Origin of the sequence: Affinundibacterium macrobrachii, from assembly GCF_014652415.1 — a bacterium.
GTDB lineage: Bacteria > Pseudomonadota > Gammaproteobacteria > Burkholderiales > Burkholderiaceae_D > Undibacterium > Undibacterium macrobrachii.
In genome coordinates this window covers 1-15,265 of sequence record NZ_BMYT01000005.1, presented here as the reverse complement: position 1 = coordinate 15,265, position 15,265 = coordinate 1, and the positions used below count along the sequence as shown (strand labels likewise).

The following is a 15,265-nucleotide window of genomic DNA, read 5'->3' as shown; positions in this document are numbered from 1 at the left end:
TCATTATGTAATCACAAGCTTTGCGACATAAGACAAATTGATAACAATCAAATTTTTACGGATGATTAAGCATCTATACTGACATCAATAAACCATCAAAATCAAATAGTTAGCATTAAGGTCGATTAGATCTATAGAGCAAGCTACCGTTTTATCTGACTACAATCGCATTCTCGCAAAATCTTTCATTCGAGGAAAACCACACTTTCCACGAAATTCAGAATTTCGACACGAAAATCATTGCCACTTTGATGTAGTTTTGCTACATTCATTCCAATTATCTCGGTATAAGTTGAATTATCTTGGCTCGCCTAATCGCAGAAATATCAACTTAAACAGAATACGATTCACGCTATAGGAATAACCCGCAATGACAACCGCATCGAATTTGCCGCCAACACCAACTGCCCCCTACCCTTGGCTGATTGCCGATATTGGCGGTAGCAATGCGCGTTTTGGCTGGGTCGCTGCTGCTGGCGCTGATATTACGCAAGTCAAAACCTTAGCCGTCACCGACTTTGCGACACCAATTGCGGCTAGCGAAACTTATCTACAGCAATTGCAGCAAGAATTAGGCAAACAATATCAAGCCCCCCGATGCGCCGCCTTTGCGGTTGCGACAGCGGTAGGGCAAGAACAAATTCAATTCACCAATAGCCATTGGAAATTTACGCGAACAGAAGTCAAAGCGGCATTGCAACTAGATCGCTTTATTGCACTGAACGACTTTGAAGCGCTAGCATTATCCTTACCGCGCTTAAAGGCAGAACAAATACGCGCTCACGGCGCCCTACCAGAGCATTCAGGAACACTTGCCGTAGTCGGGCCAGGCACTGGCTTGGGCGTCGGATCGGTGATTGAGACGCGGCATGGTTGGATTGCGATTCCTGGTGAAGGTGGTCATGCGACACTTGCAGCAACGGATGATTTTGAAGCTAGTGTCTTGAATCACGCGCGGCTAGAGTTTCATCATATTTCTGCAGAGCGCTTGTTATCAGGCATAGGTTTACCAGTTCTATATCGCGCAGTAGCACGCAGCTTACAACTGCAATCCGAAGAGCTCAGCACAGAACAAATCGTTGAACGTGGATTACAAGCTCAAGATGCCGTTTGCGCCAAAACTTTAGACTGTTTCTGCGCACTACTAGGTAGTTTCTGCGGCAATATCGCATTGACGGTAGGCGCACGTAGTGGACTCTATATTGGCGGTGGCATCGTACCGCGTCTAGGCGATTACTTTTTCACATCGCGCTTCCGTAGTAAGTTTGAAGCAAAAGGTCGCTTCCAATCCTATCTGCAACAAATTCCAACCGCACTTATTACAGACACCTTAGCGGCACTGAGTGGCGCGGCCTTTGCCATTGAACAAAGTGAAGAGTGAACCCTATGCAGCGCTGCGCATTTTTTTCTAAATTCTCGCTATTCTCCCAAGGGACCTTACTATCCCCACATAGTAAGGCGTGTAGCAGCGCTGCTTTTTTTCTATCAAAATGTTCATTTACGCGGCTTTCGCAATTAGTACAGCCTAGACTAGCACGGCCATTAATACGCTCCTCAATAACGATTAGAAGTGCATGCCAGCGATTTTTTGGTGCGACGCTATTTTCATCTGCAGTATTACTCTCCACACTCATCAGCAATGTAGTTGCAATACCGACGGCAAACGCGCAGCAATCACAATATCAAATCAATCGTGTAGAACCCGCCTCTTGGTGGATAGGGATGAAAAACCCAGAAGTGCAACTGATGGTGCATGGAAAAAATATCACTGAACTGACTCCAAAAATTTCTTATCCTGGTGTCAGCATCAAACAAGTAAATCGTAGCGACAATCCTAACTATGTTTTCATCGATCTAAAGATCGCAGATCAAACCAAACCCGGTGCGCTCACCATCCAGTTTTTACAAACATCAGATAAAACAAAAAACTCTGCGGCAAAAGTCGCAAGCAGTATCAAGTTTGAATTACATGCTAGACGCGCAGGCTCTGCACAACGCAAAGGATTTGCTCCTCGTGACGCGATTTATTTATTGATGCCAGATCGTTTTGCGAATGGCGACACACGCAACGACAATCAACACAACTACAGCGACAAACATGCACGTGATGTCCCAGGTGGACGACATGGTGGTGATCTTGAGGGTATGCGGCAACATCTCGACTACATTGCAAAAATGGGATTTACGATGGTATGGCCGACTCCATTGGTCGAAAATGCGCAGGAGATTAATTCTTATCACGGCTACGCAGCAACCGACTTCTATCGCATCGATCCACGTTTTGGTAGCAATCGCGATTATCAGCAATTCGTGCAAGAAGCAAAAGCAAAAAACATCGGCGTTATCCAAGACATTGTGCTGAATCATGTCGGCTCGAATCATTGGTGGATGAAGGATTTGCCGAGCAAGGATTGGCTCAATTTTCCGCAGCAATATACGGAAACCAACCATATTCGCAGCACCTTGCAAGACGCGCACGCCGCGCAAATTGATAAACAAAAATTTGCAGATGGTTGGTTTGTTAAAACCATGCCGGATTTGAATCAGCGCAATCCATTTCTAGCCAAGTATTTAATCCAAAACAGTTTATGGTGGATCGAGTTTGCAGATCTGTCCGGTCTACGCACGGATACCTATTCCTACTCGGATAAAGCGTTTCTAGCGCGTTGGTCGCAACGTGTGATGGAAGAATACCCGCAGTTCAATATCGTCGGTGAAGAATGGAGTATGAATCCAAACATCGTCGCCTACTGGCAGCGTGGCAAACAAAATCATGATGGATATCGCTCATCAGTTCCAAGTTTGATGGATTTCCCTACCTATCAAGCCTTGCACGCGAGCTTAGTCGGTGGCTATGGCAAAGGCGTCGACATGATGACGATGTACGAGACGATTGCCAATGATTTCATTTATGCTGAACCAGACAATTTAACCATTTTTGAGGGCAATCACGATACGCCACGCATATTTTCAGCGCTGAATGAGGATGTCGATTTAAACAAACTTGCATTCACCATGCTCGCAACACTACGTGGTATTCCACAAATGTTTTATGGCGCAGAAGTCTTAATGACCAGCCCCAAACAGCGCGATGATGGCAAAGTCAGAGGCGATTTTCCAGGTGGTTGGGAGGGTGACGAAGTCAATGCTTTTACCGGAAGAAATTTAAGCCCAGCGCAACAAGACATGCAAAATTTTGTAACGCGTCTATTCAATTGGCGTAAAACCGCTAGCGCAATTCATCACGGAAAACTGCTTCACTTTATTCCTGAAAATAATTGCTATGTGTACTTCCGCAGCGACGCCAAACAGAAAGTAATGGTCATTATTAATCGCAACGAAAAAGCAGTCCAACTCGACTTATCGCGCTTTAATGAAGCACTTCAAGGAAGTCAGCGTGCGATTGAGATTATGAATAATCGTGCTTTGGTTTTAGACAAAACACTCAACGTCAACGCCAAGTCAGCAATGATTTTGGAGTTGCACTAACTCTGTAGCAAAGCAAACCATCCCCCCAACGAGGTCACATCATGAAAAATTTACTGTTCTCACTCTTACTTAGTATCGGCGCTCTGAGCGCCATGCCAGCGACTGCACAAACACGTAGCGAAGTAGTGCATCCAGCTTGGACAAAAAATGCCACCATTTATGAAGCGAATATTCGCCAATATTCTAAAGAAGGTAGTTTTCAAAAGTTTGAAGAGTACTTACCCGAGCTCAAAAAAATGGGCGTCAAAGTTATTTGGTTAATGCCGATTAATCCTATCGGTGAAAAGAATCGCAAAGGCACATTAGGTAGCTACTACGCAGTGCGCGATTACAAAGGGGTCAATCCTGAATTTGGCACACCAGCCGACTTCAAAAAACTCGTAAAAGCCATCCATGCGCAAGGTATGTATGTGATTATTGATTGGGTACCAAATCACACTGCATGGGATCATCCATGGACTGAAAAGCATCCAGAATTCTATAAGAAAGATAAGGACGGTAAGTTCGTGCCACCGGTACCAGATTGGGCTGACGTGATTGCGCTCGACTATAGTAATCAACAATTGCGTAAAGAAATGGTCGATGCAATGCGCTTCTGGCTCACTGAATACAATATCGATGGCTTCCGTTGCGACGTCGCCGCGATGGTACCGACTGATTTCTGGAATGACACGCGCAAAGAACTCGATAAGACGAAAAAAGTTTTCATGCTGGCCGAAGCACATGAGTTTGAATTGCACGAGAAAGCATTCGATATGACGTATGGCTGGCAATACAAGGATTTATTTAATGAAATCGCCCAAGGTAAAAAATCAGTAAAAGATTTAGATGCTTACTTAAATGGGGAAGAAAAAAATTACCACGCCGACGCCTATCGTATGTTGCACATCACCAATCATGATTTGAATAGTTGGGAAGGCACCGAATTTGTACGTCTTGGCGATGCAGTAGAAACCTTCTTAGTCTTATCCAATATCATGAAAGGCATGCCTTTGATGTATAGCGGCCAAGAAGCGGGGAATAACAAGGCATTGAATTTCTTTGAACGCGATCCTATCGAATGGAAAGCACACCCATTCAAACAGCTCTATACCAAACTGTTTCAATTAAAGAAAACTAACAAGGCTTTGTGGAATGGCGTGGCGGGTGGCGAAATGCAACGTATCCACACTGGTGCAGATGACAAGGTATTTGCATTTACCCGTGAAAAAGATGGTAACAAAATTGTGGCGATTTTTAACTTATCGAATCAGGCACAAACCGCCGATGTTCAATCCGCGCTGGCAAAAGGCAAACTACGTGATATTCATAGTGGCGCAAAAGCACCACTTGGCTCCAATGTCAAATTTAATCTCAAACCTTGGGAATACAAAGTGTTTGCGCAATAGGCAAAATACAGTATTATGCTTGCCACATAAATGCTAAATGAATGCTGAATTCTTAGCGCAGAGCAGTAATACCAGTTTGTAGTAGAGGTAGTAGGAAGAGACGAAGTAGCACCAAGAAAATCAAACTATAAAAAAACACCAGCGTGAAATCTCAACGCTGGTGTTTTTTATTGTGCGCGTAGTTTTTCAACTTACTTTGTGCTCTATAGACAGCGGCAAATAAAGTGGGCTTGCCTCAACAATCAAATCGAAATGCACTCAAAACAGCGAAAAAACAAATCCATCAGATTTTTTATCCAGCTGACAGCTAATTTGATCTAGCTCAAGACGCATGCTGCAGTGCGCAACTAAACTGTTTCCATCGAGTTTAGGAAACAAATCGCTAAACCAAAAGAATCAAAATTTGTATTAATAACCAAGGAAAATGAAAATGAAAAAGCTCGTTCTCGCACTCTCTTTAGCATCAGTTGGTTTCATCAGCGCAGAAGCAATTGCACAAGATAGCCCATGGTTGGTTCGTGGTCGCGTTGTTAATATCGACACAGCAAACAAATCTGATCAAGTTGGCGGTGTTGGCGCGGAAGACCGCATCACAGTCGGCAAAAAGACAATTCCAGAAATCGATATTTCTTATTTCTTCTCACCAAACGTATCTGCTGAATTGATTTTGACTTACCCACAAAAACACGATGTGTATTTGGATGGTAACAATATTGGTACATTCAAACACTTGCCACCAACATTGTCTGCTCAGTATCACTTCGCACCAAACTCCAACATCAACCCATACCTCGGCGTTGGTGTGAACTACACAAACATCTCTAAAGTGAATTTGTTGGGTGGCAAAGGCAGTTTGGAAAGCAGCAGCTTTGGCCTGTCTGTACAAGCTGGTGTTGATTTCGCAATCGACAAAAACTGGTCTTTAAACTTAGACGTGAAAAAAGTACAAATTCGTAGCGATGTGAAAATCGCTGGCGCGAAAGCAAGTGCTGTTAAAGTTGATCCATTGTTGATCGGTGTTGGTGTAGGCTACCGTTTCTAATCTAAGTTTTAATTAGATACTAAAAGCAATAAAGTCGCCGTGCTAATAGCGAGGCGACTTTTTTCTTTATTGATTTCTTTTTGATTTCTTTTTGCTTTGTTTTTTCTTTGCTAGATTGGTCTTCGGACCTAAAGCCGCTTTTGTCTTATCGTTGACAGCATGTGACGCATTTTCAGAATGGTTTGTTGAACTTTGCGCAGGCAGTACAACTGTCTCAGCTTGCTCTGCCACTAAGATAGGTGCAAGCGACTCTTTGGTCGTGGTAAGCAATGTATCCATCGCCTGATCGAGTACTTCTATCCAATGCAAGACGGGAATTTTTGTAGCTGCTTGTAAATGCTGCTGACACGCCATATTCGCACTAATGATAATGTCGGGCTGAGTTCGCTCTAATGCAGCGATTTTATTGTCTCGTAATTGTCTCGCCAAAGTCGGCTGTAATATCGAATAAGTCCCAGCAGAGCCACAACACAAATGACTATTCTCGCAGCTACGCACATCAACACCAAGACTAGCTAGTATTTTCTCTAACTTACCTCGTACTTGCTGCCCATGCTGCAAACTACATGGCGCATGCCAAGTCAGTTTTTGTGGAATATCGCCACCGACTAAGGCGATTAATTCTGGTAAAAAGTTCATTAGGTATTCACTCAAATCCACAGTCAGTGCACTAATGCGTTTTGCCTTTTCTGCATACGCTGCATCATGCACTAACAAACTGGCGTAATCTTTGACCGTAACACCGCATCCCGACGCTGTCATCACAATCGCTATCTCCGCTTGCGCTGACTCTGTAGCCTGATTGATGATTGGCCACCATGCATCGATATTTTGTCTTGCAGCCACTTGTGCGCCAGAGACATCACTCAAATGTAATCGCACAGCACCACAACACCCCGCCTCTGTCGCCACTATCGATTCGACCTGCAAACGCTGCAATACACGCTTAGTTGCCGCATTAATATTCGGCGCTAAACTGCCTTGTACACAGCCCTCAAGCAAAATGACCCTACGCTGGTACTGGCCTGCCGCGATCGGATGTGAACTCGGAGTAAGTGCGGTTATGGCTGGAATTTTTTCTTGTAACTGCTGCGGCAATACAGGCTTCAAGCGGCGTCCCCACCTTAGGGCATGTTGAAACAAACGAGGATTACTCAAACCATTCTTCAATGCTGAGCGGAACAATTTTTGTGACCAAGAACGAGCAACTTGCTGCTCGACGATACCTCGTCCAATTTCTAATAATCGTCCATATTGAACACCAGAAGGACAAGTCGTCTCGCAACTACGGCAAGTCAAGCAACGATCCAAATGCGTCTGTGTTTTTTGCGTCGCTTGTTTGCCTTCCAGCACTTGTTTAATCAGATAAATCCGTCCGCGTGGCCCGTCGAGTTCGTCACCCAATAATTGATAAGTCGGACAAGTCGCATTGCACATTCCGCAATGGACACACTGACGTAAAATCTGTTCAGCCTCTTGCCCCTCCGTGGTGTGCTTATATGTTTCGCTAATGTTGGTTTGCATACTTGGAGACCACTAAGTTGAATAATTCAAATTAAACCGAAAAACCACTCAAGAAAACAATTTACCGCGATTAAAGACCGATGCGGGATCAAAACTTTTCTTGAGCTGCTGATGAATATTTAAAAGCGGTGCACTCAGGGGCGTAAAAATAGCTTGTGTTGGATCGGCATAGCGAAACTGCGTCAAGTGCCCCCCCATTGCTTGTACCTGTTCACGCAAAGAAGGAATCGGCTCATGTGTCCATAACCACCGTTGCGCACCACCCCACTCAATCAATGATTTTGCTTTTATTTTTAAAGCTGGCGCGGTCGGTGGTAAGGACACACGCAGCAAAGCTAAGCCATCTTCAGGAATAAAAAAGTGATGTTGATGTTCACGTAAATTTTGCCAAAACAATTCCGTTTGCGGCAACTCTAGCCCGCCTAGTTTCTGCTTCGCCAAACGTAACGCAGATTCAGAACCCGACAAGCGAACTAGCAAACGTCCTGCATGATAACAACTCGCCGATATCGGCAAAGCTTGACCCGCCCAAAGATTCAAGACATGCAAGGCATCCTGTTCGGACATCGCAAATGCTAGGCTAGTTTCGCATGCTGGGCGCGGCATTACTTTCAGAGCAATGTCTAATAGCAAGCCTAAACTGCCGAGCGAACCAGCCATTAATCGCGACACATCGTAACCCGCGACATCCTTCATGACTTGTCCACCAAAGCGCAAAAATTCGCCTTTACCATTCATCATCGATACACCAAGTACGAAGTCGCGTAATGCTCCATGCGTAGCCCGACGTGGACCGGATAAACCAGTAGCAACCATACCGCCAATGGTCGCATTCGCGCCAAAATGCGGTGGTTCAAACGCCAGCATTTGGCCATGTTGTGCCAGCAAATCTTCGATCTCGCACAATGGTGTGCCAGCGCGCGCGGTGATGTATAACTCCGTCGGTTCGTAGCTGATGACACCTCGGTATGGACGTGTATCCAATATATCGCCCGCTACAGGATTGCCATACCAAGACTTACTAGCACCACCTTGTATGCAAAGCGATGAACCAACCTCGCCCGCAGTCAAAATCTGCTGGCGAAACTGCTGTAACAATTCATTGTAGGTATCACTCATCGTCAAGTTCAGTTCTCTTTCAGATTAAAAGCGTGATAAATCAGGAAACCCAATTTTTCCCTGATTGACATGCATACGGCCAAATTCAGCGCAGCGATGCAAACTCGGAATTGCTTTGCTTGGATTGAGCAGATTCAAAGGGTCAAAGGCATGTTTGACGCCAAAGAAACTCAGCAATTCCTCAGCATTAAATTGCACACACATTGCATTGAGTTTTTCTATCCCTACGCCATGTTCGCCAGTGATACTGCCACCGAGTTGAACACACAGATCCAAAATATCAGCGCCAAATGCCTCTGCTTTTTCTAAAGCTCCCGGCTGATTAGCATCAAATAAAATCAAAGGATGTAAATTCCCATCACCGGCATGAAACACATTTGCGCACACCATCTGATAACGAAGTTCCATTTGACGAATCGCGTTTAATACTTGCGCCAAATGTTTGCGCGGAATAGTGCCGTCCACACAATAATAATCTGGTGATATTCTGCCTGCGGCGGGAAAGGCATTTTTACGCCCCGACCATAATTGTTGGCGTTGTTCCTCACTAAACGACACCGTCAAATTATTAGCACCCGCAGCTTTTAAAACTGCGCTCATACGTGCAATTTCTTCGGCAACTTCTTCTGAATTGCCATCCGATTCGCATAAAAGAATTGCCGCCGCATCGATGTCGTAACCAGCGTGAACAAATGGCTCCACCATTCTGATCGAGGTTTGATCCATCATCTCTAATCCCGCTGGAATAATCCCTTCTGCAATGATTTGTGCCACAGCGTGTCCGGCTTGTTCTAGTTCAGAGAATGAAGCCATAATCACTTGTGCAGTTTGCGCCTTCGGAATTAACTTGACAGTCACTTCGGTGACGATGCCAAGCATACCTTCTGAACCAATAAAAATCGCCAGCAAATCCAAGCCGGGAGCGTCCAAAGCCTGGCTACCCAATTCTAAAACTTCCCCATCGATCGTGACGATACGCAGGCATAACACATTATGTATGGTCAGCCCGTATTTTAGACAATGCACGCCACCAGCATTTTCGGCAACATTGCCGCCGATCGTACACGCCAGTTGCGATGAGGGATCAGGCGCGTAATACAAGCCAGCATGCGCGGCTGCATCTGAAATCGCTAAGTTACGCACACCAGGTTGCACTTTTGCAGTTCGCGCATAAGGATTCACTTCCAAAATTTTATTCAATTTTGCAGTAGACAAAACTACGCCATCTTGAATAGGCGTTGCACCACCCGATAAGCCTGTTCCAGCACCACGCGGCACAACGGGCACTTGAAAATCACGACAAACCTGAAGTATCGCAACAATCTGCGCTTCATTTTCTGGCAACACCACGAGCAAAGGCAACTGCTTGTGAGTGCTCAATGCATCACATTCATAAGGACGCGTATCTTCTGCATCAGACAAAATACAATGTGCCGGCAGGTGCTTGCGTAAAGCCGCAAGCATAGCCGCTCGAGTCTGTACACTATCCATGACTTACCTCATAGTTTCACTGAATTTAGTGATCACAATCAGTGTAGCGTGTAGTGAATAATTTGTGAGTAGGAAATAATTTTTGGATAAAAAAAAGACGCCGCAGCGTCTTTTTTTGTGTGCATCTGGAAAACAGCTTATGCAGAAAATGAGGAACCACAACCGCAAGTTGATTGTGCATTTGGATTTTTAATCACAAATTGTGCACCTTCTAAATCGTCTTTGTAGTCGATTTCAGCACCAACCAAATATTGATAGCTCATGGCATCAACCAACAATTGCACACCATTTTTGTCCATGATGGTGTCGTCTTCGTTCGTCACTTCATCAAATGTGAATCCGTATTGAAAACCAGAGCATCCGCCGCCTTGCACGAATACACGTAATTTCAAATCTGGATTACCTTCTTCTTCAATCAATTGTGCAACTTTCGCAGCTGCACTATCAGTGAAAATAATTGGGCTTGGCATATCGGTAACAGCGTTCATAATCGGCTCCTGCTAGTTGGCACAAAGTGGCTCAAATTGGTTCAAATCAGGTTGCTATTATAGACCTTATTTCACAAGCTAGTTGGAAGCAGCTAACTTCAAGACTGGCTCTGCATTTTGATCATGCGCAAGCTTTCCTGAAACTAATGCACCATTCATCATTTCCAGCGCTTTGTAGTGCACATCGCCTGAAATTTTTGCTTTGCTTTGCAATTCAATCAACTCTGTGGAAATCACTGGGCCATTAATGACGCCATTTACCACCACGTGGCCAGCCCGCACTTCGCCATCAATGACGGCTTGTTCCGAAATAATCAAAATACTTGTCGTGCCTGATTCAGCGATGACATTTCCCTTCACTCGCCCATCAATGCGTAAACCACCTTTAAAGTGGATATCACCTTCGATACTGGTACTAGAACCGATCAGGCTATCTATCGTGCTTTTGTTTTTACGATTAAACATGCAAACTCCTCAGTTTTTAGAATATTGACAGTGTTTAATAAAAAGATGGTTTTTATAACACTTAGCGCTACGCGACAAACTTACAAACTAAGCGCTTGCTTAGCTCGCAATTCACCTTTTTCGAGAACTGTCATCTGTGCTGATTTTACGGTTACACCTTCTGGCAAAGTAATCTGCCCCTCTAACCTTTGGTAATGCTTAAATGAGAGTTTTAACTTTGCAGCCTCTCCTAATTTAGGATCGGGAAATTCCATCATAACAGGTTTACCATCTTGAATTAGTGTCAAGCTGACATGCATTTCACCACTAAATTCACGAACCGCTTTGCCCCCCTGCATAACCAAGGCGCGATAACGCAACAAATTCGGACCTACCAACTCTATCTTCGCCTTCTGCAAAGTAATCCCTTGTGGACGATTGGCTGAAGGCATCAAGCTCTCAAAAAAAGCTAAATCATCTTTAATCCGATTATTTTCAGCGGTTAAAGTATTGATTTGATCCGTCAATTGTTTTTGTATCGACTTTTCAATGTTTTGCTGGCTTTCAATGGTGGCAGCAAGTGCTTGTAACTTATCGCGCTCCGCACTCAAGCTGGCGACTTTATCTTGCAAGGCAGTCATTTGCTCGGGCGAAAACTTGGGGCCAAACGCAAAACTACGTCCCATGTCATAAGTCCACATCGCAATTGCACCACCTAAGCCAATCACCACTGCAAACAAGGCAAACTTGATTGGCCATGGCAAATGCTGATTGATCGTCATCTTTGACACCGCCATGCGGCGCCGAAAAAATTTTGAGATTGGCATAATCAATGATGAACGATCGATTTATGGATTGACAGATACATGCTGTAAACCTGTGCTTTCATCCAAACCAAACATAATATTCATACATTGCACGGCTTGACCAGAAGCGCCCTTAACCAGATTATCCTGCACCACCAGAATCACCACATGCTTACCATTGCCTGGACGATGCAGAGCTATGCGCAACATATTGGAAGCACGCGTTGAACGGGTCTCAGGATGCGAACCAAAAGGCATCACGTCGACAAAAGCTTCATCTTGGTATGCAGTTTCGAACAGAGCTTGCAAGGCTTCATTACTAATTTCTTGTGTTAATTGCGCGTATAAAGTGGAATGCATTCCGCGAATCATTGGTACGAGGTGAGGCGTGAATAACAACTCTACTTTATCCTTAGTCAAACGCTGCAATTGCTCAATAGTTTCAGGTGTATGACGATGACCAGCAACACCATAAGCCTTAAAGCTATCGCTCGTCTCTGAAAACAAAATACCAATTTCTGCTTTGCGACCTGCGCCAGACACACCTGACTTACAATCCGCGATCAAATTACTCGCATCAATCACACCTGCCTTTAACAATGGCGCAAAACCCAATTGCATCGTGGTTGGATAGCAACCGGGATTTCCAATCAAACGAGCATCTTTAATTTGCGCGCGATTCAGTTCTGGCAAGCCATAAACAGCTTCTGGTAATAAATCTTTACAGCTATGTTCCATGCCATACCATTTTTCGAATTGCGCGACATCTTGCATACGGAAGTCCGCTGCTAGATCAATCACTTTTACGCCATTGGCCAATAACTCCGGCGCTTGTGCCATCGCCACACCATGCGGCGTCGCAAAGAACACCACATCACACTCATTTAAATTCGCTTTGTCAGGTGAAGAAAACGCCAAGTCAACACGACCGCGCAAGGATGGATACATCTGCGCAACAGGTACACCATCTTCTTTACGTGAGGTAATGGCGGTCAACTGTGCATGTGGATGGGTTGCGAGAATTCGCAATAATTCAACGCCTGTGTAACCTGTTCCACCTACAATACCGATTTTGATCATGTTGATTGTCCTAAACTAAAACTGGTGCCATTAAGAAATTGTGCGTGCATTCTAGCAGTCGAAACCTGATTTCCCAATAGACGATTGTTTCCGCAGGAATCTTTGAAATGTATTTGAGACCTTTTGCCGCAGAGGCGCGGAGACCGCAGAGTTTGATGTAATGTGTTTAATTGAGTTTTTCCGGCGGCTCAACTGAAGAGTTCTTCGAACTAGTACGAGTCGTATAAGCTAGGGCGAGCCGGGCTGCAATTAAAATTTCTCTGCGCCCTCTGCGCCTCTGCGTCGAAAAAATATCTATGCCAATCAAAATTTATTCTAGGCGAAAAAAAACCGCCAACAAGTGGCGGTTTTTTTGTTCCAGCAAAAATCTGCAATAAGCAAATTAACGCTTGGAGAATTGTTTTGCACGACGTGCTTTGCGCAAACCAACTTTCTTACGTTCAACTTCACGAGCATCACGAGTAACGAAGCCAGCTTTGGACAATTCAGATTTCAAAGTTGCATCGTAGTCGATCAAAGCACGTGTGATACCGTGACGAACCGCGCCGTATTGGCCAGATTCACCACCACCGTGTACATTGATCATGATGTCGAATGTTTCGAGGTGATTTGTTAACTCGAGTGGTTGACGAATAACCATCAAGCCAGTTTTACGAGAGAAATATTGGTCAGCTGGTTTACCGTTGACCACAATCTTGCCGCTACCTGTTTTCAGGAATACACGAGCGATTGCGCTCTTGCGACGGCCAGTTCCGTAGTTGTAATTACCGATCATGGCTATTCCTTAGATGTCGAGTACTTGTGGTTGCTGAGCAGCGTGCGGATGCGTTGCATCTGCGTACACTTTCAACTTCTTGATCATTGCGTAACCGAGTGGGCCTTTTGGCAACATGCCTTTAACAGCCTTCTCTAATGCGCGACCTGGGAAGCGAGCTTGCATTTTTTGGAAGTTCGTTTCGTAGATACCACCTGGGTATCCAGTATGACGATAGTAAACTTTGTTCAGAGCTTTAGTACCAGTCACGCGCAGTTTAGCTGCATTCACTACGACGATGAAATCGCCCGTGTCAACGTGTGGAGTAAATTCTGGTTTATGCTTGCCGCGTAAACGGAGTGCCACTTCGCTGGCAACACGTCCGAGAACTTTGTCTGTCGCGTCAATCACGAACCAGTCGCGCTGAACCTCATGGCCCTTAGCGGAAAAGGTTTTCATGTTGAATCCTAAATAAAAAAGATAAAAAACACCCTGATTTCGGTGGTTCTACCAACAACTTCTGGCAGACGCTCCCTTGTTAAATTCTCTCCTGGGCGAACAGAGAGTCGGAAATTATAGTATTTTCAAAGACTTAGCGCAAGCACTCTTTACGCACTGTTTAAGTTTTAAGCAGTTTTAAATCGATTATCAGTTTCTTTTTTGTTGAAACAAGCCTCAAAAAACCTAAAAGCACAATTTTAAAGGGCAAAAAAAACCCGAAGGTGAGCTTCGGGATAAGTCACTTGGTGTGACGGAGGAGATGCGTGCAGAGATCAATGACAAACTCACACGAAATCTGAGGAATCATCTTAGGCGAATCAATCCTTCTATACTAGGAAAACTTCACACCATCTAGAAAGTATCGAAATTCGCTACTCGAAGTAGCATATTTCGTGACATTTACAATCGAGAAGGCGCAGATTCTTCTTCATTTTCTTGTCAAATGCGCCCTCTTGCATAAAAACAAGACTTTGCATGACTCAGTTACAATAGACCAGTTTGTATACATACCCATACGGAGGAAAGAGAAATGGAAGTCAACGTAGCCTGGACCGGAACTTCCGGCATGAGTTTTTTAGCCAAAACTGGATCGGGTCATGCCGTCGTAATGGATGGAGCTGCCGAAGGTGGCGGTCATAATCTTGCACCGAGACCAATGGAAATGGTTTTGCTTGGAACTGGTGGTTGTTCAGCTTATGACGTAGTTTTGATTTTGCGTAAAGGCAAACAAGATGTACGTGGTTGCGAAGTGAAATTAAGTGCAGAACGTGCTGAAACCGAACCGAAAGTGTTCACAAAAATTCATTTCCACTTTGTGGTGACTGGCCGCAATCTGAAAGCAAACTTGGTTGAACGCGCAATCGCACTCTCCCATGAGAAATACTGCTCAGCTTCGATTATGCTGAGTAAAACTGCACAGATGTCACACAGCTATGAAATTATCGAAGACTTAACTCTGACATCAGAACACGACAAAACAGAAGTTAATGAATAAATGAGAAGAATTTCAATGTAAAAAAATGCCGGATAATCTCTGATCTGACCCCAAAAAGTTGGACAGTTTGTTAGTTAGGCATGCAAGGGCTGATTTCTGTATTGCACAGGACTCAGCCCTTTTAGTTTCAGTTTGATTCTGTCGT

The 15,265-nt window shown here is 44.5% G+C and carries 15 protein-coding genes; 5 read left to right on the top strand and 10 right to left on the bottom strand.

From position 1 onward, the window contains the following. Positions 1 to 370 precede the first annotated feature (370 nt). The 4 genes from glk (at position 371) to IE103_RS14170 (ending at position 5,919) form a co-directional block, all read left to right on the top strand. Positions 371 to 1,381: a glucokinase gene (gene glk, locus IE103_RS14185; protein ID WP_189346796.1), complete on the top strand. Its 1,011-nt coding sequence runs from the start codon at positions 371 to 373 to the stop codon at positions 1,379 to 1,381. Between the two features lie 176 nt (positions 1,382 to 1,557). Next, positions 1,558 to 3,489, top strand: coding sequence for a glycoside hydrolase family 13 protein (locus IE103_RS14180; RefSeq protein WP_308427002.1), 1,932 nt, complete (start codon positions 1,558 to 1,560; stop codon positions 3,487 to 3,489). A gap of 41 nt (positions 3,490 to 3,530) precedes the next feature. Further along, complete coding sequence (locus IE103_RS14175; RefSeq protein ID WP_189346794.1) at positions 3,531 to 4,877, top strand: alpha-amylase family glycosyl hydrolase; 1,347 nt, start codon at positions 3,531 to 3,533, stop codon at positions 4,875 to 4,877. 430 nt (positions 4,878 to 5,307) lie between these two features. After that, positions 5,308 to 5,919: an OmpW/AlkL family protein gene (locus IE103_RS14170; RefSeq protein ID WP_189346793.1), complete on the top strand. Its 612-nt coding sequence runs from the start codon at positions 5,308 to 5,310 to the stop codon at positions 5,917 to 5,919. Between the two features lie 66 nt (positions 5,920 to 5,985). Here IE103_RS14170 and glcF read toward each other — a convergent pair whose 3' ends face one another. From glcF to rplM, 9 genes are all read right to left on the bottom strand, one after another. Beyond that, complete coding sequence (gene glcF / locus IE103_RS14165; protein ID WP_189346792.1) at positions 5,986 to 7,443, bottom strand: glycolate oxidase subunit GlcF; 1,458 nt, start codon at positions 7,441 to 7,443, stop codon at positions 5,986 to 5,988. Positions 7,444 to 7,491: 48 nt separating this feature from the next. Next, the gene (gene glcE, locus IE103_RS14160) at positions 7,492 to 8,562 is read right to left on the bottom strand and encodes a glycolate oxidase subunit GlcE (protein ID WP_189346791.1); all 1,071 of its coding nucleotides are present in this window, start codon (positions 8,560 to 8,562) and stop codon (positions 7,492 to 7,494) included. Between the two features lie 24 nt (positions 8,563 to 8,586). Then, positions 8,587 to 10,053 (bottom strand): FAD-linked oxidase C-terminal domain-containing protein, encoded by a 1,467-nt coding sequence (locus IE103_RS14155; RefSeq protein WP_189346790.1) that lies wholly within the window; start codon positions 10,051 to 10,053, stop codon positions 8,587 to 8,589. 137 nt (positions 10,054 to 10,190) lie between these two features. Next, positions 10,191 to 10,541 (bottom strand): iron-sulfur cluster insertion protein ErpA, encoded by a 351-nt coding sequence (erpA, locus tag IE103_RS14150; protein ID WP_189346789.1) that lies wholly within the window; start codon positions 10,539 to 10,541, stop codon positions 10,191 to 10,193. 78 nt (positions 10,542 to 10,619) lie between these two features. Then, positions 10,620 to 11,006: a bactofilin family protein gene (locus IE103_RS14145; RefSeq protein ID WP_189346788.1), complete on the bottom strand. Its 387-nt coding sequence runs from the start codon at positions 11,004 to 11,006 to the stop codon at positions 10,620 to 10,622. An 80-nt stretch (positions 11,007 to 11,086) separates the two neighbouring features. Further along, positions 11,087 to 11,767 carry a DUF6776 family protein gene (locus IE103_RS14140; protein WP_189346787.1) on the bottom strand — a complete coding sequence of 227 codons (681 nt, stop codon included), beginning with the start codon at positions 11,765 to 11,767 and terminating at the stop codon, positions 11,087 to 11,089. A gap of 66 nt (positions 11,768 to 11,833) precedes the next feature. Further along, positions 11,834 to 12,871, bottom strand: coding sequence for an N-acetyl-gamma-glutamyl-phosphate reductase (argC, locus tag IE103_RS14135; protein WP_189346786.1), 1,038 nt, complete (start codon positions 12,869 to 12,871; stop codon positions 11,834 to 11,836). A gap of 382 nt (positions 12,872 to 13,253) precedes the next feature. Then, complete coding sequence (gene rpsI / locus IE103_RS14130; RefSeq protein WP_189346785.1) at positions 13,254 to 13,646, bottom strand: 30S ribosomal protein S9; 393 nt, start codon at positions 13,644 to 13,646, stop codon at positions 13,254 to 13,256. A 9-nt stretch (positions 13,647 to 13,655) separates the two neighbouring features. After that, on the bottom strand, positions 13,656 to 14,084 hold the full coding sequence (gene rplM, locus IE103_RS14125; RefSeq protein ID WP_189346784.1) for a 50S ribosomal protein L13: 429 nt from the start codon (positions 14,082 to 14,084) through the stop codon (positions 13,656 to 13,658). 571 nt (positions 14,085 to 14,655) lie between these two features. Between rplM and IE103_RS14120 the strand changes: the two genes are divergently transcribed. Next, positions 14,656 to 15,120: an OsmC family protein gene (locus tag IE103_RS14120; RefSeq protein WP_189346783.1), complete on the top strand. Its 465-nt coding sequence runs from the start codon at positions 14,656 to 14,658 to the stop codon at positions 15,118 to 15,120. Between the two features lie 74 nt (positions 15,121 to 15,194). Here the strand turns inward: IE103_RS14120 and IE103_RS18675 are convergent. Then, positions 15,195 to 15,265 (bottom strand): IS3 family transposase (locus IE103_RS18675; protein ID WP_189345014.1); only part of this gene is annotated, 71 nt, incomplete at its 5' end.

Bases quoted from the DNA above. Each gene is read 5' to 3' on its own strand.
- erpA (WP_189346789.1), bottom strand. From the start codon at position 10,541: ATGAACGCTGTTACCGATATGCCAAGCCCAATTATTTTCACTGATAGT.
- IE103_RS14170 (WP_189346793.1), top strand. From the start codon at position 5,308: ATGAAAAAGCTCGTTCTCGCACTCTCTTTAGCATCAGTTGGTTTCATC.
- glk (WP_189346796.1), top strand. From the start codon at position 371: ATGACAACCGCATCGAATTTGCCGCCAACACCAACTGCCCCCTACCCT.
- IE103_RS14140 (WP_189346787.1), bottom strand. From the start codon at position 11,767: ATGACGATCAATCAGCATTTGCCATGGCCAATCAAGTTTGCCTTGTTT.
- argC (WP_189346786.1), bottom strand. From the start codon at position 12,871: ATGATCAAAATCGGTATTGTAGGTGGAACAGGTTACACAGGCGTTGAA.
- IE103_RS14155 (WP_189346790.1), bottom strand. From the start codon at position 10,053: ATGGATAGTGTACAGACTCGAGCGGCTATGCTTGCGGCTTTACGCAAG.
- IE103_RS14120 (WP_189346783.1), top strand. From the start codon at position 14,656: ATGGAAGTCAACGTAGCCTGGACCGGAACTTCCGGCATGAGTTTTTTA.
- glcF (WP_189346792.1), bottom strand. From the start codon at position 7,443: ATGCAAACCAACATTAGCGAAACATATAAGCACACCACGGAGGGGCAA.
- rpsI (WP_189346785.1), bottom strand. From the start codon at position 13,646: ATGATCGGTAATTACAACTACGGAACTGGCCGTCGCAAGAGCGCAATC.
- IE103_RS14175 (WP_189346794.1), top strand. From the start codon at position 3,531: ATGAAAAATTTACTGTTCTCACTCTTACTTAGTATCGGCGCTCTGAGC.
- IE103_RS14145 (WP_189346788.1), bottom strand. From the start codon at position 11,006: ATGTTTAATCGTAAAAACAAAAGCACGATAGATAGCCTGATCGGTTCT.
- rplM (WP_189346784.1), bottom strand. From the start codon at position 14,084: ATGAAAACCTTTTCCGCTAAGGGCCATGAGGTTCAGCGCGACTGGTTC.
- glcE (WP_189346791.1), bottom strand. From the start codon at position 8,562: ATGAGTGATACCTACAATGAATTGTTACAGCAGTTTCGCCAGCAGATT.